We start from the raw sequence: 15,452 nt of genomic DNA, 5'->3' as shown, positions 1-15,452 counted from the left end.
GTCCATGACAGGAGTTGAGTATGGAATTCAGTAATCCCTTCGATAATCCGCAGGGACAGTTTTACATCCTGCAAAATGCGCAGCGTCAATTCAGCCTTTGGCCAGCGGCATGTGCGCTTCCCGCAGGCTGGGACGTGGTATGCGAACCGCAATCGCAGGACGCGTGCCAGCAGTGGCTTAATACGCGCTGGACAACACTGAATCCGGCGCATTATGCCGATAAGCAGGAGGCGAAATGACGCAGCGTTTACCGTTAGTCGCCGCCCAGCCGGGGATCTGGATGGCAGAAAAACTCTCTGATTTACCCTCCGCCTGGAGCGTGGCGCACTATGTGGAACTGAATGGCGAGCTGGATGCCGCCTTGCTGGCAAAAGCGGTAGCGGTAGGGATGCAACAGGCGGATACGCTACGGATGCGTTTTACCGAAGAGAACGGCGAGGTCTGGCAATGGATAGATCCTGAGCACACCTTCGGCGAGCCCCCGATTGCCGATTTACGCGACCAGCCCGATCCGCATCACGCGGCGCTGGCGTTAATGCAGGCGGATTTACGGCAAAACCTGCGCGCAGATAGCGGTAAGCCGCTGGCGTTTCACCAGTTAATCCGCATTGATGATACCCGCTGGTATTGGTATCAGCGCTATCACCATTTGCTGGTGGATGGCTTTAGTTTCCCGGCGATAACCCGCCAGATTGCGGCGATTTATCGCGCATGGCAGAGCGACGCCCCTACGCCGGAGTCGCCTTTTACCCCCTTTGCGGATGTGGTCGAGGAATATCAGCGCTATCGCCAGAGCGAGGCCTGGCAGCGTGACGGCGCCTTCTGGGCGCAGCAGCGCCGCGAGCTGCCGCCGCCGGCGTCAATTTCTGCCGCGCCGCTGCCGGGGCGGCCGGCGAGTGCGGGTATTCTGCGTATGAAATTGAGCGCGCCAGCGGGGGCGTTTCGCCAGCTGGCGGCGCACATGCCTGAGATACCGCGAGCGGATCTTGCCCTGGCGCTGGTGACGTTGTGGCTGGGACGATTATGCGGGCGTATGGATTATGCCGCCGGATTTATCTTTATGCGGCGGATGGGCTCGGCGGCGTTAACGGCGACCGGGCCTGTCCTTAACGTGTTGCCGCTGGCGGTTAACCTTCATGCGACGGAAGATCTGCCAACGCTGGCGAAGCGTCTTGCGGCGCAGTTAAAGAAGATGCGCCGCCACCAGCGTTACGACGCCGAACAGATTGTACGCGATAGCGGGCGAGCCGCAGGGGAGACGCCGCTATTTGGCCCGGTGCTCAATATAAAAGTGTTTGATTATCATCTGGATCTTCCTGGCATACAGGCGCAAACCCATACCCTGGCGACGGGGCCGGTTAACGATCTTGAACTGGCGCTTTTTCCGGATGAAAACGGCGGTCTGGATATTGAATTGCTGGCGAATGCACAGCGTTACGATGATGCCACGCTCTCCCGCCATGCCTTACGATTGATGGCGCTTATCACGCAGTTTGCGGATAACCCGGCGCTGCGCTGCGGCGATGCGCAAATGCTGCTGGCGGAAGAACAAACGCAATTAGCACACCTTAATAATACGGCGGTAACGATTCCCGCCGCCACGCTTAGCGATTTGGTGGCGCAGCAGGCGCAAAAAACGCCAGAGGCTTCCGCGTTGGCAGATGCGCATTATCATTTTACCTACCGTGAAATGCGTGAACAGGTTGTGGCGCTGGCGTACGCGCTGCGGGAACGCGGCGTTCAGCCTGGCGATAGCGTGGCGGTGGCGTTGCCGCGGTCGGTTTTCCTGACCTTAGCGCTGCATGGCATTGTCGAGGCGGGCGCCGCCTGGCTGCCGCTGGATACCGGTTATCCTGACGATCGGCTGCGAATGATGCTGGAAGATGCGCAGCCGAAACTGTTAATTACGACTCAGGCGCAGCTGGCACGCTTTCACGATATTCCGGGGATGGAATATTTGTGTTATAGCCAACCGCTACCGGTCAGTGACGCCACTCCGCTGGGGCTGTCGTTACCGCATCATACCGCTTACATCATTTTCACCTCTGGCTCGACGGGCAGGCCGAAAGGGGTGATGGTGGGACAAACGGCGATAGTCAACCGGCTGCTGTGGATGCAGGATCACTATCCGTTGACGGCGGATGATGTAGTAGCGCAAAAAACGCCGTGCAGTTTTGACGTCTCAGTATGGGAGTTTTTCTGGCCGTTTATCGCCGGGGCGAAACTGGTGATGGCTGAACCGGAAGCGCACCGCGACCCGCTCGCGATGCAACGGTTCTTTGCGCAATACGGCGTCACGACCACTCATTTTGTGCCGTCGATGCTGGCGGCCTTTATTGCCTCGCTCACGCCAGCGTCGGCGGGGAAAAGCTGCGCTTCCTTAAAGCGCGTTTTCTGTAGCGGCGAGGCCCTGCCGACGGCGCTGTGTCGCGAATGGGAGACGTTAACCAACGCGCCGCTACACAATCTGTACGGGCCAACGGAGGCCGCGGTGGATGTGAGTTGGTATCCGGCCTGTGGCGATGAGCTGGCGGCTGTTGACGGCAACAGCATCCCGATTGGTTATCCCGTCTGGAATACCGGTTTACGTATTCTCGATGCGCATATGCAGCCGGTGCCGCCGGGCGTGGCTGGCGATCTCTATCTTACCGGTATCCAACTGGCGCAGGGCTATCTGGGGCGTCCGGATCTTACCGCCAGCCGTTTTATCGCCGATCCTTTTGCGCCAGGCGAACGGATGTACCGTACCGGAGATGTGGCGCGCTGGCTGGATTCCGGCGCGGTGGAGTACCTGGGGCGCAGCGACGATCAGCTCAAAATTCGGGGGCAACGTATTGAACTGGGCGAGATTGACCGCGTCATGCAAACGCTGCCGGATGTTGAACAGGCGGTAGCACATGCCTGCGTCTTTAATCAGGCGGCGGCGACGGGCGGGGATGCCCGGCAACTGGTCGGCTATCTGGTGTCGCACTCCGGTTTGCCGCTGGATTTACCGGCGCTGCAGGAAAAATTACGCCAAAAACTTCCCGCGCATATGGTGCCGGTTGTGTTGTTGCAACTTGCCGGTTTGCCGCTTAGCGCTAATGGCAAGCTGGATCGTAAAGCCCTGCCGCTGCCGGACCTGACGCCGCGCGTGAAAGGGCGTGCGCCGCAGTCCGCAAAGGAGATTGCTGTCGCCGCGGCGTTTTCCCGCCTGCTGGGCTGTGAGATTAACGACGTTGAAAGTGATTTCTTTGCGCTGGGCGGACATTCGCTGCTGGCGATGAAACTGGCCGCGCAGCTAAGTCAGACGTTTAACCGCCAGGTGACGCCGGGGCAGGTGATGGTGGCGTCTGACGTGGCGCAGTTAAGTAAGCTGCTCGATACTGACGATGACGAACGCTCGCGCAATCTGGGGTTCGGGCCGCTGTTGCCGCTGCGTGAAAGCGATGGTCCAACGTTATTTTGTTTCCATCCGGCGTCGGGGTTCGCCTGGCAATTTAGCGTATTATCACGCTATCTCAGCCCGTCGTGGTCGATTATGGGGATTCAGTCGCCGCGCCCCGCTGGCCCTATGCAAACCGCAACCACTCTTGATGAGGTATGTGAACATCATCTGGCGACATTGCTCGCCCGGCAGCCGCATGGCCCTTATTATTTATTAGGCTATTCGCTGGGCGGGACGCTGGCGCAAGGGATCGCCGCCCGGTTGCGCGCACGCGGCGAAACGGTGGCGTTTTTGGGGTTACTGGACACCTGGCCGCCGGAAACGCAAAACTGGCGAGAAAAAGAGGCGAATGGCCTCAATCCGGACGTATTGGCGGAAATTGAACGTGAACGCGCTGCGTTTGTCGCCGCGCAGCAGGGAAATGCCTCCGAAGCCTTATTTACCGCCATTGAAGGCAATTATGCGGATGCCGTCCGTTTGCTGACGACGGCGCATAGCGTACCGTTTGATGGACATGCCACGCTCTTTGTGGCGGATAAAACGGTGCCGGAAGGCGTATCGCCTGAACAGAGCTGGTCGCCGTGGATAGCGTCTTTGGCTATTTATCGCCAGCCGTGCGCGCATGTAGATATTATTTCTCCCTCCGCTTTTGAAACTATCGGGCCCATCATCAGCGAGCTTATTAATAAATAACGGGCGTTGTTTCTAGCTTTAACAAATTAAATCCTGAAACCCATAATAATGACTAATTATTATGGGTTTTTTATTGCAACTATTAATTCTTTTAACATAAGTGATACATGCTACAGGCAAGTTTAATTCCGAATATTTAGCTTTTCGGGCACTGGCGCGCAAAGAGTGTTTCGGATAATTCTGACTTGCTGTTAGAATCTCTGACAGGAATGTGTTCTTTCATTGGATAAAGTTTTCAGGTCATACGGCATGCCATCTCTTAATGTAAAACAAGAAAAAAATCAGTCATTTGCAGGTTACTCACTGCCGCCCGCCAACAGTCATGAAATCGATTTGTTTAGCCTTATAGAGGTGTTATGGCAGGCGAAACGTCGTATTCTTGCTACCGTTTTCGCCTTTGCGTGCGTGGGGTTGCTTCTGTCCTTTCTGCTGCCGCAAAAATGGACCAGTCAGGCGATTGTCACACCGGCGGAGTCGGTACAGTGGCAGGGGCTGGAGAGAACGTTGACCGCGCTGCGCGTGTTGGATATGGAGGTAAGCGTTGATCGGGCCAGCGTCTTTAATCTGTTTATTAAAAAGTTTAGCTCGCCCTCGCTGCTGGAAGAATATCTTCGTTCTTCTCCGTATGTCATGGATCAATTAAAAGGCGCGCAAATAGACGAGCAGGATCTTCACCGGGCGATTGTCGTGCTGAGCGAAAAAATGAAAGCGGTGGACAGTAATGCCGGCAAGAAAAATGAAACGTCGTTATTCACGTCGTGGACATTGAGTTTTACCGCGCCGACGCGGGAAGAAGCGCAAAAAGTGCTGGCTGGCTATATTCAGTACATCTCCGATATCGTCGTGAAAGAGACGCTGGAAAATATTCGTAACCAGCTGGAAATCAAAACCCGCTACGAGCAGGAAAAGCTGGCGATGGATCGGGTGCGTCTCAAAAATCAGCTTGATGCCAATATTCAACGTCTTCATTATTCGCTGGAAATCGCCAACGCCGCCGGCATTAAGAAACCGGTTTACAGCAATGGTCAGGCGGTAAAAGATGATCCGGATTTTTCTATTTCTCTCGGTGCGGATGGTATTTCCCGCAAACTGGAAATTGAAAAAGGGGTAACGGACGTGGCCGAGATCGACGGTGATTTGCGTAACCGTCAATACCATGTTGAACAACTGGCGGCAATGAATGTGAGCGACGTGAAGTTTACCCCCTTTAAATATCAACTGTCGCCGTCTCTGCCAGTGAAAAAAGATGGCCCGGGTAAAGCGGTCATTATTATCCTGGCGGCGTTGATTGGCGGTATGATGGCCTGTGGCGGCGTATTACTGCGTCACGCGATGGTCTCGCGTAAAATGGAAAACGCGCTGGCGATAGATGAACGGTTAGTCTGATTTACCCGAAAAGCCGGATAGCGATTATCCGGCTTTGTCATCTGTGTGAACGACTATCGCCGCCCCAGCGGTACCACCAGCGGCGTACCGGCAACCGGATCGTCGATAATCATACAGCGCAGCCCATAGATTTTTTCGATAAGCTCTGCGGTAACAATCTCTTTCGGCGCGCCCTGTGCGACAATGTTACCTTCGCGTAATGCAATCAAATGCGTGGCGTATCGGCAGGCCTGATTCAGGTCGTGCAGGACGGCGGCGAGCGTATAACCTTTTTCGCGGTTGAGATCGCTTAACAACTCCAGCAAATCAATTTGATGGCTAATATCCAGCCACGTTGTCGGCTCATCCAGCAGCATGATGGACGTTTCCTGCGCCAGCACCATGGCTATCCACGCCCGCTGACGTTGGCCGCCGGACAGAGTATCTACGCTTTGCGTCGCCAGTGAGGTGATACCTGTTGCACGCATGGCACTGGCGACGGCATCGGCATCTTCCTTGCGCCAGCGGGTAAATAACGGCTGATGCGGATAACGCCCTCTGGCGACCAGTTCTTGTACGGTGATATCGCCCGGCGTAGTGGCGTTTTGCGCCAGCAATCCGATGCGCCGCGCCACCTCTTTACTGGCGTAACGCTGTATTTGTTCGCCATCCAGCCAGACATGGCCGTCAACAGGCGTCATCAGACGGCTTAGCGTGCGTAGTAACGTTGACTTGCCGCAGCCGTTAGGGCCGATGATGGCGGTAAAATGGCCGTCCGGAATCGAAACATTAAGGTTTTTTGCGACGGTATAGCTGCCATAACCCAGCGTTAACTGGTCGCCGCGCAAACGGGCTACGGATTCGGTCATTTTTTGCGGGACTCCTGAATTAACAAGACGATAAGGTAAATACCGCCGAGGCTGACGGTGACCACGCCCACTGGAAGCTGATAAGGCATAAACAGTTGCTGCGCGCACGCATCGGCGGCCAGTAGTAATAACGCGCCGCACAGCGCCGACTGGGTTAATCCCCAGCGCGCTGTGCCGCTAAGACGGCGGGCGATGTGCGGCGCGACAAGGGCAATAAACGAGATGGGGCCAGCCAGTGCCGTTGCCGCAGCGGTGAGCGACACCGCCACCAGCATCAGCATCAGGCGTGACCGCTCCACGCTAACACCCAGCGCGCAGGCGCTGTCATCGCCCATCTCCAGCAGCCGCATACGACGCACCAGTAGCGCGGCGCCTGTCAGCATCACAATAATCAGCGGCGCCGAAGGCCAGGTTTTTGCCCATGTCAGACCGTTGAGCGACCCGGCGTTCCATAAGCCGGCGGTGAGCGCCGTTTCCAGCGACGCCTGCAACAGAAGCCAGGTATTAAAGGCGACTAACATCGCGCGGATGCCGATACCGATGATAATCAGCCGGAAAGTTTCAATCCCGTTACGCCAGGCGAGCAGCCAGACAATCAATGACGTGACGATACCGCCCGCCATTGCCGCCAGCGCGATCGCGGTAAGATGCTGGCCAAACAGGACCATTGCGACCAGTACGCCGCTCCAGGCGCCGGTATTAAAGCCCATCACATCAGGGCTGCCTAGCGGGTTACGCATCAACGACTGAAAAATCGCGCCACTGACGCCAAGCGCAGCGCCAATCAGCAGCGCCATTAATACGCGCGGTAGTCGCCATTCGGTTACGACAAGGGTGATGTTACGCGGCGCGTCGCCCAGCAGCGCGGCAATAATCTGCCCGGTCTCAAGAGGCACGACGCCGCTTTGCAGGCTCCATAAGCCAATGGCGAAGCAGCCAGCCGCCAGAAGCAGGCAACTTACGATAAGCCGACGAGAAAGAAACATCACAGGCCGCCTCCGTTCGATTTACGGCGTACCAGAAAGATAAGTACCGGCGCGCCGATAAACGCACTGACAACCGATACGCGGAGTTCGCCCGGCACCAACAGACGACCAATAATATCGGCAAAAAGCAGCAGAGCAGGGGTTGCCAGTAGCGTCACTGGCAGCGACCAGCGGTGGTCTGCGCCCACCAGCCAACGCGCCATATGCGGCATCATCAGACCAATAAAGGCGATAGGGCCGACCAGCGCCGTTGCGCTGCCGCACAAGACGGTAATCGCCAGTAAACCGATAAGTTGGGTGCGTGCCACTTTACTCCCCAGCGCCGTCGCAGTATCGCTGCCGAGGCTCAGGCTATTCAGCGCACGGCTCAGAAATAGCGCCACGATCCCAGCGATAACCACGGGCGCAAGCGCGACTTTCAACGTTTGCAGGCTGCGAATGTCCAGCGATCCCGCCTGCCAGAAGCGAAGCTGATCATAAACCTCTGGATTTAACAGCGCGATGCCGCTGGTCAATCCTTCCAGTACCGCGCCAAGCGCCACGCCCGCCAGTGTCAGGCGGACTGGGCTTAACTGGCCGCCGCCCTGACTACCGGTGAAGGCGACAATCAGCGATGCGATAAGCGCGCCGCTAAATGCCATGAAAAGCTGTTCCAGCGGCGTGGAGAAACCAAACAGCGCCGCGCCCAGTACAATGGCGAAGCTGGCGCCGTTGTTAACGCCCAGAATCCCCGGGTCGGCGAGCGGGTTGCGAGTGAGTGTTTGCATGAGCGCCCCGGCGAGACCCAACGCGCCGCCTGCCAGTAATCCGGCCAGCGTACGCGGCAAACGCGCATCCAGGACGATGGTGCAATCGGCGCTTTGGCATACGCCGGTGAACGCCTCCAGCACGGCGGCGGCGGGCAGCGGTTTCGCGCCAATGACCAGGCTTAAAACCGCGGCGAGACTCAGTAATAACAACAATCCGGGCACGGCAAACGCGCGCGTCACGGAAAACGAGCATGACATAGTAACTTCCCTGATAATGATAGTAATTATCGTTATCTATCTTATTTGGTTATGTTAGCATGTGCAGCCATTGAATGGATATTTAAAAAAACTCGCATTAAGGCGTTGTAATGAATCGACAATCCTGGCTGCTCAATCTCAGCCTGTTGAAGACGCACCCTGCATTTCGCGCAGTATTTCTGGCCCGTTTTATCTCTATTGTCTCGCTGGGGCTGCTTGGCGTGGCGGTTCCGGTACAGATCCAAATGATGACGCACTCCACCTGGCAGGTAGGGCTGTCGGTAACGTTAACCGGCGGCGCCATGTTTATTGGCTTAATGGTGGGCGGCGTACTGGCCGATCGCTACGAACGCAAAAAGGTGATTCTGCTGGCGCGCGGTACTTGCGGTATTGGCTTTATTGGCCTGTGCGTGAACGCGCTGCTGCCGGAACCATCATTGCTGGCGATATATCTCCTTGGCCTGTGGGACGGCTTTTTCGCGTCTCTGGGCGTGACCGCGTTACTGGCGGCGACGCCAGCGCTGGTCGGAAGAGAAAATCTGATGCAGGCCGGCGCGATTACCATGCTGACGGTACGTCTGGGATCGGTTATTTCGCCGATGTTGGGGGGCATATTGCTTGCCAGCGGCGGCGTAGCCTGGAACTATGGGCTGGCGGCCGTCGGGACGTTTATTACGCTATTGCCGTTACTGACGCTGCCGCGACTGCCTGTTCCTCCGCAGCCGCGGGAAAATCCTTTTATCGCGTTACTGGCGGCATTTCGTTTTTTGCTCGCCAGTCCGCTTATCGGCGGTATTGCGCTGCTTGGCGGTCTGGTGACGATGGCAAGCGCGGTACGCGTCCTCTATCCGGCGCTGGCGATGAGCTGGCAGATGTCGGCGGCGCAAATCGGTTTGCTGTATGCGGCAATTCCGCTGGGGGCGGCCATTGGCGCGCTGACCAGCGGACAACTGGCGCATAGCGTTCGTCCGGGGCTCATTATGCTGGTTTCGACAGTCGGTTCTTTTCTGGCGGTGGGGCTGTTCGCCATCATGCCGGTCTGGATCGCAGGTGTTATCTGTCTGGCGCTGTTTGGCTGGCTTAGCGCCATCAGTTCGTTATTACAATATACCCTGCTGCAAACCCAGACGCCGGAAAATATGCTGGGGCGAATGAATGGCCTGTGGACCGCGCAAAACGTCACGGGAGACGCTATCGGCGCGGCGCTGTTAGGCGGTCTTGGCGCAATGATGACGCCGGTCGCTTCCGCGAGCGTGAGTGGATTCGGGCTGGTGATTATCGGTTTGCTGCTGCTGTTAGTGCTGGGCGAGCTACGTCGTTTTCGCCAGACGCCGCCGGTTAGCGATGCTGGCTGATGAAGAGGCGTTTATCCGACTGACAAAATCGGTCTAGTCAGTCGGATAAGACTCCGATAAGGCTAAAACAGGGCGGCCAGCCGGTTAAGCAACAACGTTGCGCTGTAATAATCCAGACGGAACGTCTCCGTACCCAGGGCATAGACGCGCTTATTTTGCACCGCTGGCAGGTGCGCCAGCAGCGGATTGGCGTAAAGGGCCGCGACATCTTTGTTGTCGCCGGCAAACAGGAAAAGAGATTCGCCGTTTAACCCGGCGGCCAGATTTTCACCGCCAAGCTGAATGATATCGTGGCGCTTACCCTGGCTTTTGCTGGTTTGCAGCCCTCGGGGCAATGTCGCCAGCGTAAAGCCTAACTGCGTCAATAGCTTGCCTTGTGCTGATTCTGGCGTCCACAGATTGGCGCTATGCGCGGCAGGGGTATACACCAGCGCGCTAACCGGCTGCGGCGGCAGGGCGATTCGCTGTTTAACCGTCGTCAGTTGCGCCTCAAATTCCGCTATTCGCGCGGCGGCCTGTTTCTCCTGACCGGTGATCTCGCCAAGCTGCGTGAGCAAACTCTGCCAGCTTTTATCGTCATAATTGATGACGAGCGTCGGCGCGATAGCGGAGAGCTGATCGTAAAGCGCCAGCGCGGAGTCGCCGCCGGTGGCGCTAATCAAAATGAGATCCGGCATTTGCGCGGCGACCGTTTCGGCATTCGGTTCGCCGATGTACAGCCGGGCGACATGGCGAGCCTTTGCTACGTCGCTCCACTGGCGCATAAACCCTTGATCGTCGGCAAAGCGGTTATTCGGCGTAGTGGCCCCGCTGGCGACGACGGGCGCATCAATCGCCAGCAGCGAGCCTGTCAACGTCACGCTGGTAGAGACGATACGCGCGGGTTTGTGGTCCAGAGTATGAACGCCGCGGCTGTCCTGAATTTGCCGGGGCCAACCGGCGTCCTGGGCTAAGGATATTCCTGAAATTGATAAACCAACCACTAAAAGCAGCCAACGATAAAAGGCGGGGAGTCTCACAATAGCGTCCTGTTATTAATAAAGTTAATGCTTCTCATTTTCATGTCAGCGGCAGCGAGATGCAAGCCTTAGTGCCATTTAACTCATGACCAGAGTTGACAGAGCGACGTTTTACTCTTAGGTTAGCGCACTAAAAATAGAAATAATAATCATTATTATACACAAAATCATTCAAGAAGCATCGCGACGGCAAGGGAAGAATCCCCGCGGGCATAGATCACTGTGTGACCGGGGTTTCTGAGCGCAGCCAACAAAGAGGCAGCTTGAAAGATGAAGTGTATATAAGCCTTTATCATTGGAGGATGATATGGATATGTCACTGGCCGAGGACGCTCAGGAGACAATGGCAACGCTTGCTCCCGATCGCTTTTTCTTCATGTCGCCGTATCGCAGTTTTACCACTTCCGGGTGCTTCGCCCGTTATACCGAGCCTGCGGTTGCCGGAGATTCGCCGGATAGCCCTTTCCAGCAGAAATTGCGCCAGCAGTTTGCCGAGGCCAAATCGCAGGGCATCGCCAACCCTATCCTGGTGGGGGCGATCCCCTTTGATACCCGTCAGCCGTCGTCGCTATTTATCCCGATGGCGTGGCAGTCCTTTTCTCGCCAGCAAAAGCAGCGCACGGCGCGTTATTTTACTGACCATCAGCCGCTGACGGTGACGGCGCGAAAGGCGATTCCGGAGCAGGATGCTTTTGAAGCGATGGTCGCACGCGCGGCTATGCTGACCGCCACGCCAGACGTCGATAAAGTGGTGCTTTCCCGGCTAATAGATATCACCACTGATGTGGCGGTGGATAGCGGAGCATTGCTGGAGCGGCTGGTTGCGCAGAATCCAGTTAGTTACAACTTCCATGTGCCGCTGGCGGATGGCGGCGTTCTGCTGGGCGCCAGCCCCGAATTGCTGCTACGCAAAGAGGGCGAGCGGTTTAGTTCGCTGCCGTTAGCAGGCTCGGCACGCCGGCAGCCGGATGACGTTCTGGATCGCGAGGCGGGAAACCGACTGCTGGCTTCACAAAAAGATCGGCATGAACATGAGCTGGTGACGCAGGCGATGAAGCAGATCCTGCGCGATCGCAGCACGGAACTGCAATTACCTTCCTCTCCGCAGTTGATCACCACGCCGACGCTATGGCATCTCGGTACGCCGTTTGAGGGCAAGGCCAACGCCGGAGAAAACGCGCTGACGCTGGCCTGTCTGCTGCATCCAACGCCTGCGTTAAGCGGTTTCCCCCATCAGGTCGCGAAAAAGCTGATTGCTGAACTGGAACCGTTCGATCGTGAACTGTTTGGCGGCATTGTCGGCTGGTGCGACGCCGAAGGAAACGGCGAGTGGGTAGTGACGATTCGTTGTGCGAAATTGCACGGTAATCAGGTGCGCCTGTTCGCCGGCGCCGGGATTGTCCCTGCCTCTTCGCCAGTCGGCGAGTGGCGGGAAACCGGCGTCAAGCTCTCTACAATGTTGAACGTTTTTGGACTGCATTAAGGAACGATGATGCGTATACCTTTCACCCGTTGGCCGGATGAATTTGCCCGCCGTTATCGTGAAAAAGGCTACTGGCAAGACGTGCCGTTGACCGATATTCTGACCCGCCACGCTGACAGCGACAAGACGGCGGTCATTGAAGGCGAGCGCGCATTCAGCTATCGCCAGCTCAACCAGGCCGCGGATAATCTGGCCTGCTATTTACGCCGTCAGGGCATCAAACCTGGCGAAACCGCTCTGGTGCAACTGGGGAATGTACCGGAACTGTATATCACCTTTTTCGCCCTGTTGAAGCTTGGCGTAGCGCCCGTTCTAGCGCTGTTTAGCCATCAACGTACCGAACTTAACGCCTATGCGATGCAGATCGCGCCGACGCTGGTGATTGCCGATCGCCAACATACGCTGTTCGCCGGGGAGGACTTTCTCAACACGTTTGTGGCTGAACACCGCTCTGTGCGGGTGGTGTTATTGCGCAACGACGACGGCGATCACAGCCTGGACGCGGCGATGCGGCAGGCGGCGGAAGATTTCACCGCCACGCCATCACCTGCTGACGAAGTGGCCTACTTTCAGCTTTCCGGCGGTACTACCGGCACGCCAAAGCTTATTCCCCGTACCCATAACGACTATTACTACAGCGTGCGCCGCAGCAATGAGATTTGCGGTTTCAACGAGGAGACGCGTTTTCTGTGCGCGATTCCCGCCGCGCATAACTACGCCATGAGTTCGCCGGGCGCGCTGGGCGTTTTTCTCGCCAAAGGAACGGTAGTGCTGGCGACCGATCCCAGCGCCACGCTCTGTTTCCCGCTGATCGAAAAACACCAGATTAATGCCACGGCGCTGGTGCCGCCCGCGGTCAGTCTATGGCTACAGGCTATCCAGGAGTGGGGCGGCAATGCGCCGCTGGCGTCATTAAGGTTATTGCAGGTCGGCGGCGCGCGGCTTTCTGCGACGCTGGCCGCCCGTATTCCGGCTGAAATTGGCTGTCAGTTGCAGCAGGTCTTCGGCATGGCGGAAGGGTTAGTGAACTATACCCGGCTGGACGATAGTCCGGAACGGATTATCAATACCCAGGGAAGACCCATGTGTCCGGACGACGAAGTGTGGGTGGCGGATGCTGACGGGAATCCGTTGCCGCCGGGCGAGATTGGTCGTCTGATGACGCGCGGCCCCTATACTTTTCGCGGCTATTTCAACAGTCCGCAACACAATGCCAGCGCCTTTGACGCCAACGGTTTTTACTGTTCCGGCGATCTGATCTCCATTGATCAAGACGGCTACATCACCGTTCACGGGCGTGAAAAAGATCAGATCAATCGGGGCGGCGAGAAGATAGCCGCCGAAGAGATAGAAAACCTGTTACTGCGCCACCCGGCGGTGATCCATGCGGCGCTGGTCAGCATGGAAGATGAACTGCTGGGGGAAAAAAGTTGCGCATATCTGGTGGTAAAAGAGCCGCTGCGAGCGGTACAGGTACGCCGTTTCCTGCGAGAGCAGGGCGTGGCGGAATTTAAATTACCGGATCGCGTGGAGTGCGTTGCGTCACTGCCGCTGACGCCGGTTGGTAAAGTCGATAAAAAACAATTACGCCAGCGGTTGGCGTCACGTTCACCGCTCTGAAGGAGAAAGAGAGATGGCCATTCCAAAACTACAGTCTTACGCGCTGCCCACCGCACTGGATATCCCGACCAACAAAGTGAACTGGGCATTTGAGCCGGAGCGCGCGGCGCTGCTCATCCACGATATGCAGGATTACTTTGTCAGCTTTTGGGGCCGCAACTGCCCAATGATGGACCAGGTGATTGCCAATATCGCCGCTCTGCGCCAGTACTGTAAGGAACATCATATCCCGGTCTATTACACCGCTCAGCCGAAAGAGCAAAGCGATGAAGATCGCGCGTTACTCAATGATATGTGGGGGCCGGGACTGACGCGCTCTCCGGAACAGCAGAAGGTGGTAGAAGCCTTAACGCCGGATGAGGCAGATACGGTGCTGGTGAAGTGGCGCTATAGCGCGTTTCACCGCTCGCCGCTGGAACAGATGTTAAAAGATACCGGACGCAATCAGCTCATCATTACCGGCGTGTATGCGCATATTGGCTGTATGACCACCGCTACCGATGCGTTTATGCGCGACATTAAGCCGTTTATGGTGGCGGATGCGCTGGCGGATTTCAGCCGGGAAGAGCATCTGATGGCGCTGAACTATGTGGCGGGGCGTTCCGGTCGCGTCGTCATGACCGAGTCGCTGCTGCCGACGCCGGTTCCTGCCAGTAAAGCGGCGCTGCGGGCGTTGATTCTGCCGTTGCTGGATGAGACCGACGAGCCGCTGGATGATGAAAACCTGATTGATTATGGCCTGGATTCAGTACGCATGATGGGGCTGGCAGCGCGCTGGCGTAAAGTACACGGCGATATCGACTTCGTGATGCTGGCGAAAAACCCGACCATTGACGCCTGGTGGGCGCTGCTTTCTCGCGGGGTAGAGTAATGACCGGCTTTGATTTTTCAGACAAAACGGTATGGGTGACCGGGGCGGGGAAAGGGATCGGTTACGCGACGGCGCTGGCGTTTGTCGACGCCGGGGCGCGGGTGATCGGCTTCGATCGCGAATTTACGCAAGAGAATTATCCCTTTGCTACCGAAGTCATGGATGTGGCGGATGCCGCACAGGTTGCGCAGGTGTGCCAGCGTGTGTTGCAAAAAACGCCGCGGCTGGATGTGCTGGTCAACGCCGCCGGTATTTTGCGTATGGGAGCGACCGATGCGCTTAGCGTCGACGACTGGCAGCAGACGTTTGCGGTCAATGTGGGCGGGGCATTTAACCTGTTTTCGCAGACGATGGCGCAGTTTCGCCGTCAGCAGGGAGGGGCGATTGTCACCGTAGCCTCAGATGCGGCGCATACGCCGCGTATCGGTATGAGCGCTTACGGCGCCTCTAAAGCGGCGCTGAAAAGCCTGGCGCTAACCGTAGGGCTGGAGCTGGCGGGCTGTGGGGTGCGCTGTAATGTGGTGTCGCCTGGCTCGACCGACACCGATATGCAGCGCACGTTATGGGTGAGTGAAGATGCCGAACAGCAGCGCATTCGCGGTTTCGGCGAACAGTTTAAGCTCGGCATACCGCTCGGTAAAATCGCCCGTCCGCAGGAGATAGCCAATACCATTTTGTTTCTTGCCTCCGATCTGGCCAGCCACATTACCTTGCAGGATATCGTGGTGGACGGCGGTTCAACATTGGGAGCCTGACG

The 15,452-nt window shown here is 57.0% G+C and carries 12 protein-coding genes; 8 read left to right on the top strand and 4 right to left on the bottom strand.

The window, feature by feature from the left end:
- Nucleotides 1–20 precede the first annotated feature (20 nt).
- From ACLJPQ_RS03530 to wzz(fepE), 3 genes are all read left to right on the top strand, one after another.
- Nucleotides 21–239 (top strand): MbtH family protein, encoded by a 219-nt coding sequence (locus ACLJPQ_RS03530; RefSeq protein ID WP_000396006.1) that lies wholly within the window; start codon nucleotides 21–23, stop codon nucleotides 237–239.
- Nucleotides 236–4,120, top strand: coding sequence for an enterobactin non-ribosomal peptide synthetase EntF (gene entF, locus ACLJPQ_RS03525; RefSeq protein WP_080184580.1), 3,885 nt, complete (start codon nucleotides 236–238; stop codon nucleotides 4,118–4,120). Before ACLJPQ_RS03530 ends, entF begins: the two co-directional genes overlap by 4 nt.
- Nucleotides 4,121–4,369: 249 nt before the next feature.
- On the top strand, nucleotides 4,370–5,506 hold the full coding sequence (gene wzz(fepE), locus ACLJPQ_RS03520; RefSeq protein WP_064043832.1) for an LPS O-antigen length regulator Wzz(fepE): 1,137 nt from the start codon (nucleotides 4,370–4,372) through the stop codon (nucleotides 5,504–5,506).
- A 53-nt stretch (nucleotides 5,507–5,559) separates the two neighbouring features.
- On the opposite strand, the gene fepC is transcribed toward wzz(fepE), so the two are convergent.
- Genes fepC through fepD form a run of 3 tightly spaced genes read right to left on the bottom strand, consistent with a single transcriptional unit; the run spans nucleotide 5,560 to nucleotide 8,347 of the window.
- On the bottom strand, nucleotides 5,560–6,354 hold the full coding sequence (gene fepC / locus ACLJPQ_RS03515; protein WP_000140622.1) for an iron-enterobactin ABC transporter ATP-binding protein: 795 nt from the start codon (nucleotides 6,352–6,354) through the stop codon (nucleotides 5,560–5,562).
- Complete coding sequence (gene fepG, locus ACLJPQ_RS03510; protein WP_077917664.1) at nucleotides 6,351–7,340, bottom strand: iron-enterobactin ABC transporter permease; 990 nt, start codon at nucleotides 7,338–7,340, stop codon at nucleotides 6,351–6,353. The genes fepC and fepG overlap by 4 nt, the downstream gene beginning before the upstream one ends.
- Entirely contained in the window at nucleotides 7,340–8,347 is a 1,008-nt protein-coding gene (gene fepD, locus ACLJPQ_RS03505; protein ID WP_001277869.1) for a Fe(3+)-siderophore ABC transporter permease, read from the bottom strand. Before fepD ends, fepG begins: the two co-directional genes overlap by 1 nt.
- Before the next feature lie 110 nt (nucleotides 8,348–8,457).
- Between fepD and entS the strand changes: the two genes are divergently transcribed.
- A complete protein-coding gene (gene entS, locus ACLJPQ_RS03500; protein WP_001081666.1) occupies nucleotides 8,458–9,702 on the top strand; it encodes an enterobactin transporter EntS in 1,245 nt (414 codons plus the stop codon).
- Nucleotides 9,703–9,764: 62 nt separating this feature from the next.
- On the opposite strand, the gene fepB is transcribed toward entS, so the two are convergent.
- A complete protein-coding gene (gene fepB, locus ACLJPQ_RS03495) occupies nucleotides 9,765–10,721 on the bottom strand; it encodes a Fe2+-enterobactin ABC transporter substrate-binding protein (RefSeq protein ID WP_001238992.1) in 957 nt (318 codons plus the stop codon).
- Nucleotides 10,722–11,028: 307 nt separating this feature from the next.
- On the opposite strand from fepB, the gene entC reads away from it, so the two are divergent.
- The 4 genes from entC to entA are packed head-to-tail and all read left to right on the top strand — an operon-like array spanning nucleotide 11,029 to nucleotide 15,450.
- Nucleotides 11,029–12,204, top strand: a complete 1,176-nt coding sequence (entC, locus tag ACLJPQ_RS03490) for an isochorismate synthase EntC (RefSeq protein ID WP_000367596.1) — start codon at nucleotides 11,029–11,031, stop codon at nucleotides 12,202–12,204.
- A 9-nt stretch (nucleotides 12,205–12,213) separates the two neighbouring features.
- Nucleotides 12,214–13,824: a (2,3-dihydroxybenzoyl)adenylate synthase EntE gene (gene entE, locus ACLJPQ_RS03485; RefSeq protein ID WP_001222459.1), complete on the top strand. Its 1,611-nt coding sequence runs from the start codon at nucleotides 12,214–12,216 to the stop codon at nucleotides 13,822–13,824.
- 13 nt (nucleotides 13,825–13,837) lie between these two features.
- Entirely contained in the window at nucleotides 13,838–14,695 is an 858-nt protein-coding gene (locus ACLJPQ_RS03480; RefSeq protein WP_001007166.1) for an isochorismatase, read from the top strand.
- Entirely contained in the window at nucleotides 14,695–15,450 is a 756-nt protein-coding gene (gene entA / locus ACLJPQ_RS03475) for a 2,3-dihydro-2,3-dihydroxybenzoate dehydrogenase EntA (protein ID WP_000145518.1), read from the top strand. Before ACLJPQ_RS03480 ends, entA begins: the two co-directional genes overlap by 1 nt.
- Nucleotides 15,451–15,452: the final 2 nt, after the last annotated feature.

The organism is Salmonella sp. SAL04213, assembly GCF_046550535.1.
GTDB lineage: Bacteria > Pseudomonadota > Gammaproteobacteria > Enterobacterales > Enterobacteriaceae > Salmonella > Salmonella enterica.
This window is presented reverse-complemented; position numbering and strand designations above follow the sequence as displayed.

Excerpts from the sequence above, each read along its gene's own strand:
- entA (WP_000145518.1), top strand. The coding sequence starts at position 14,695 with ATGACCGGCTTTGATTTTTCAGACAAAACGGTATGGGTGACCGGGGCG.
- ACLJPQ_RS03530 (WP_000396006.1), top strand. The coding sequence starts at position 21 with ATGGAATTCAGTAATCCCTTCGATAATCCGCAGGGACAGTTTTACATC.
- entF (WP_080184580.1), top strand. The coding sequence starts at position 236 with ATGACGCAGCGTTTACCGTTAGTCGCCGCCCAGCCGGGGATCTGGATG.
- fepC (WP_000140622.1), bottom strand. The coding sequence starts at position 6,354 with ATGACCGAATCCGTAGCCCGTTTGCGCGGCGACCAGTTAACGCTGGGT.
- entE (WP_001222459.1), top strand. The coding sequence starts at position 12,214 with ATGCGTATACCTTTCACCCGTTGGCCGGATGAATTTGCCCGCCGTTAT.
- entS (WP_001081666.1), top strand. The coding sequence starts at position 8,458 with ATGAATCGACAATCCTGGCTGCTCAATCTCAGCCTGTTGAAGACGCAC.
- ACLJPQ_RS03480 (WP_001007166.1), top strand. The coding sequence starts at position 13,838 with ATGGCCATTCCAAAACTACAGTCTTACGCGCTGCCCACCGCACTGGAT.
- entC (WP_000367596.1), top strand. The coding sequence starts at position 11,029 with ATGGATATGTCACTGGCCGAGGACGCTCAGGAGACAATGGCAACGCTT.
- fepG (WP_077917664.1), bottom strand. The coding sequence starts at position 7,340 with ATGTTTCTTTCTCGTCGGCTTATCGTAAGTTGCCTGCTTCTGGCGGCT.
- fepD (WP_001277869.1), bottom strand. The coding sequence starts at position 8,347 with ATGTCATGCTCGTTTTCCGTGACGCGCGCGTTTGCCGTGCCCGGATTG.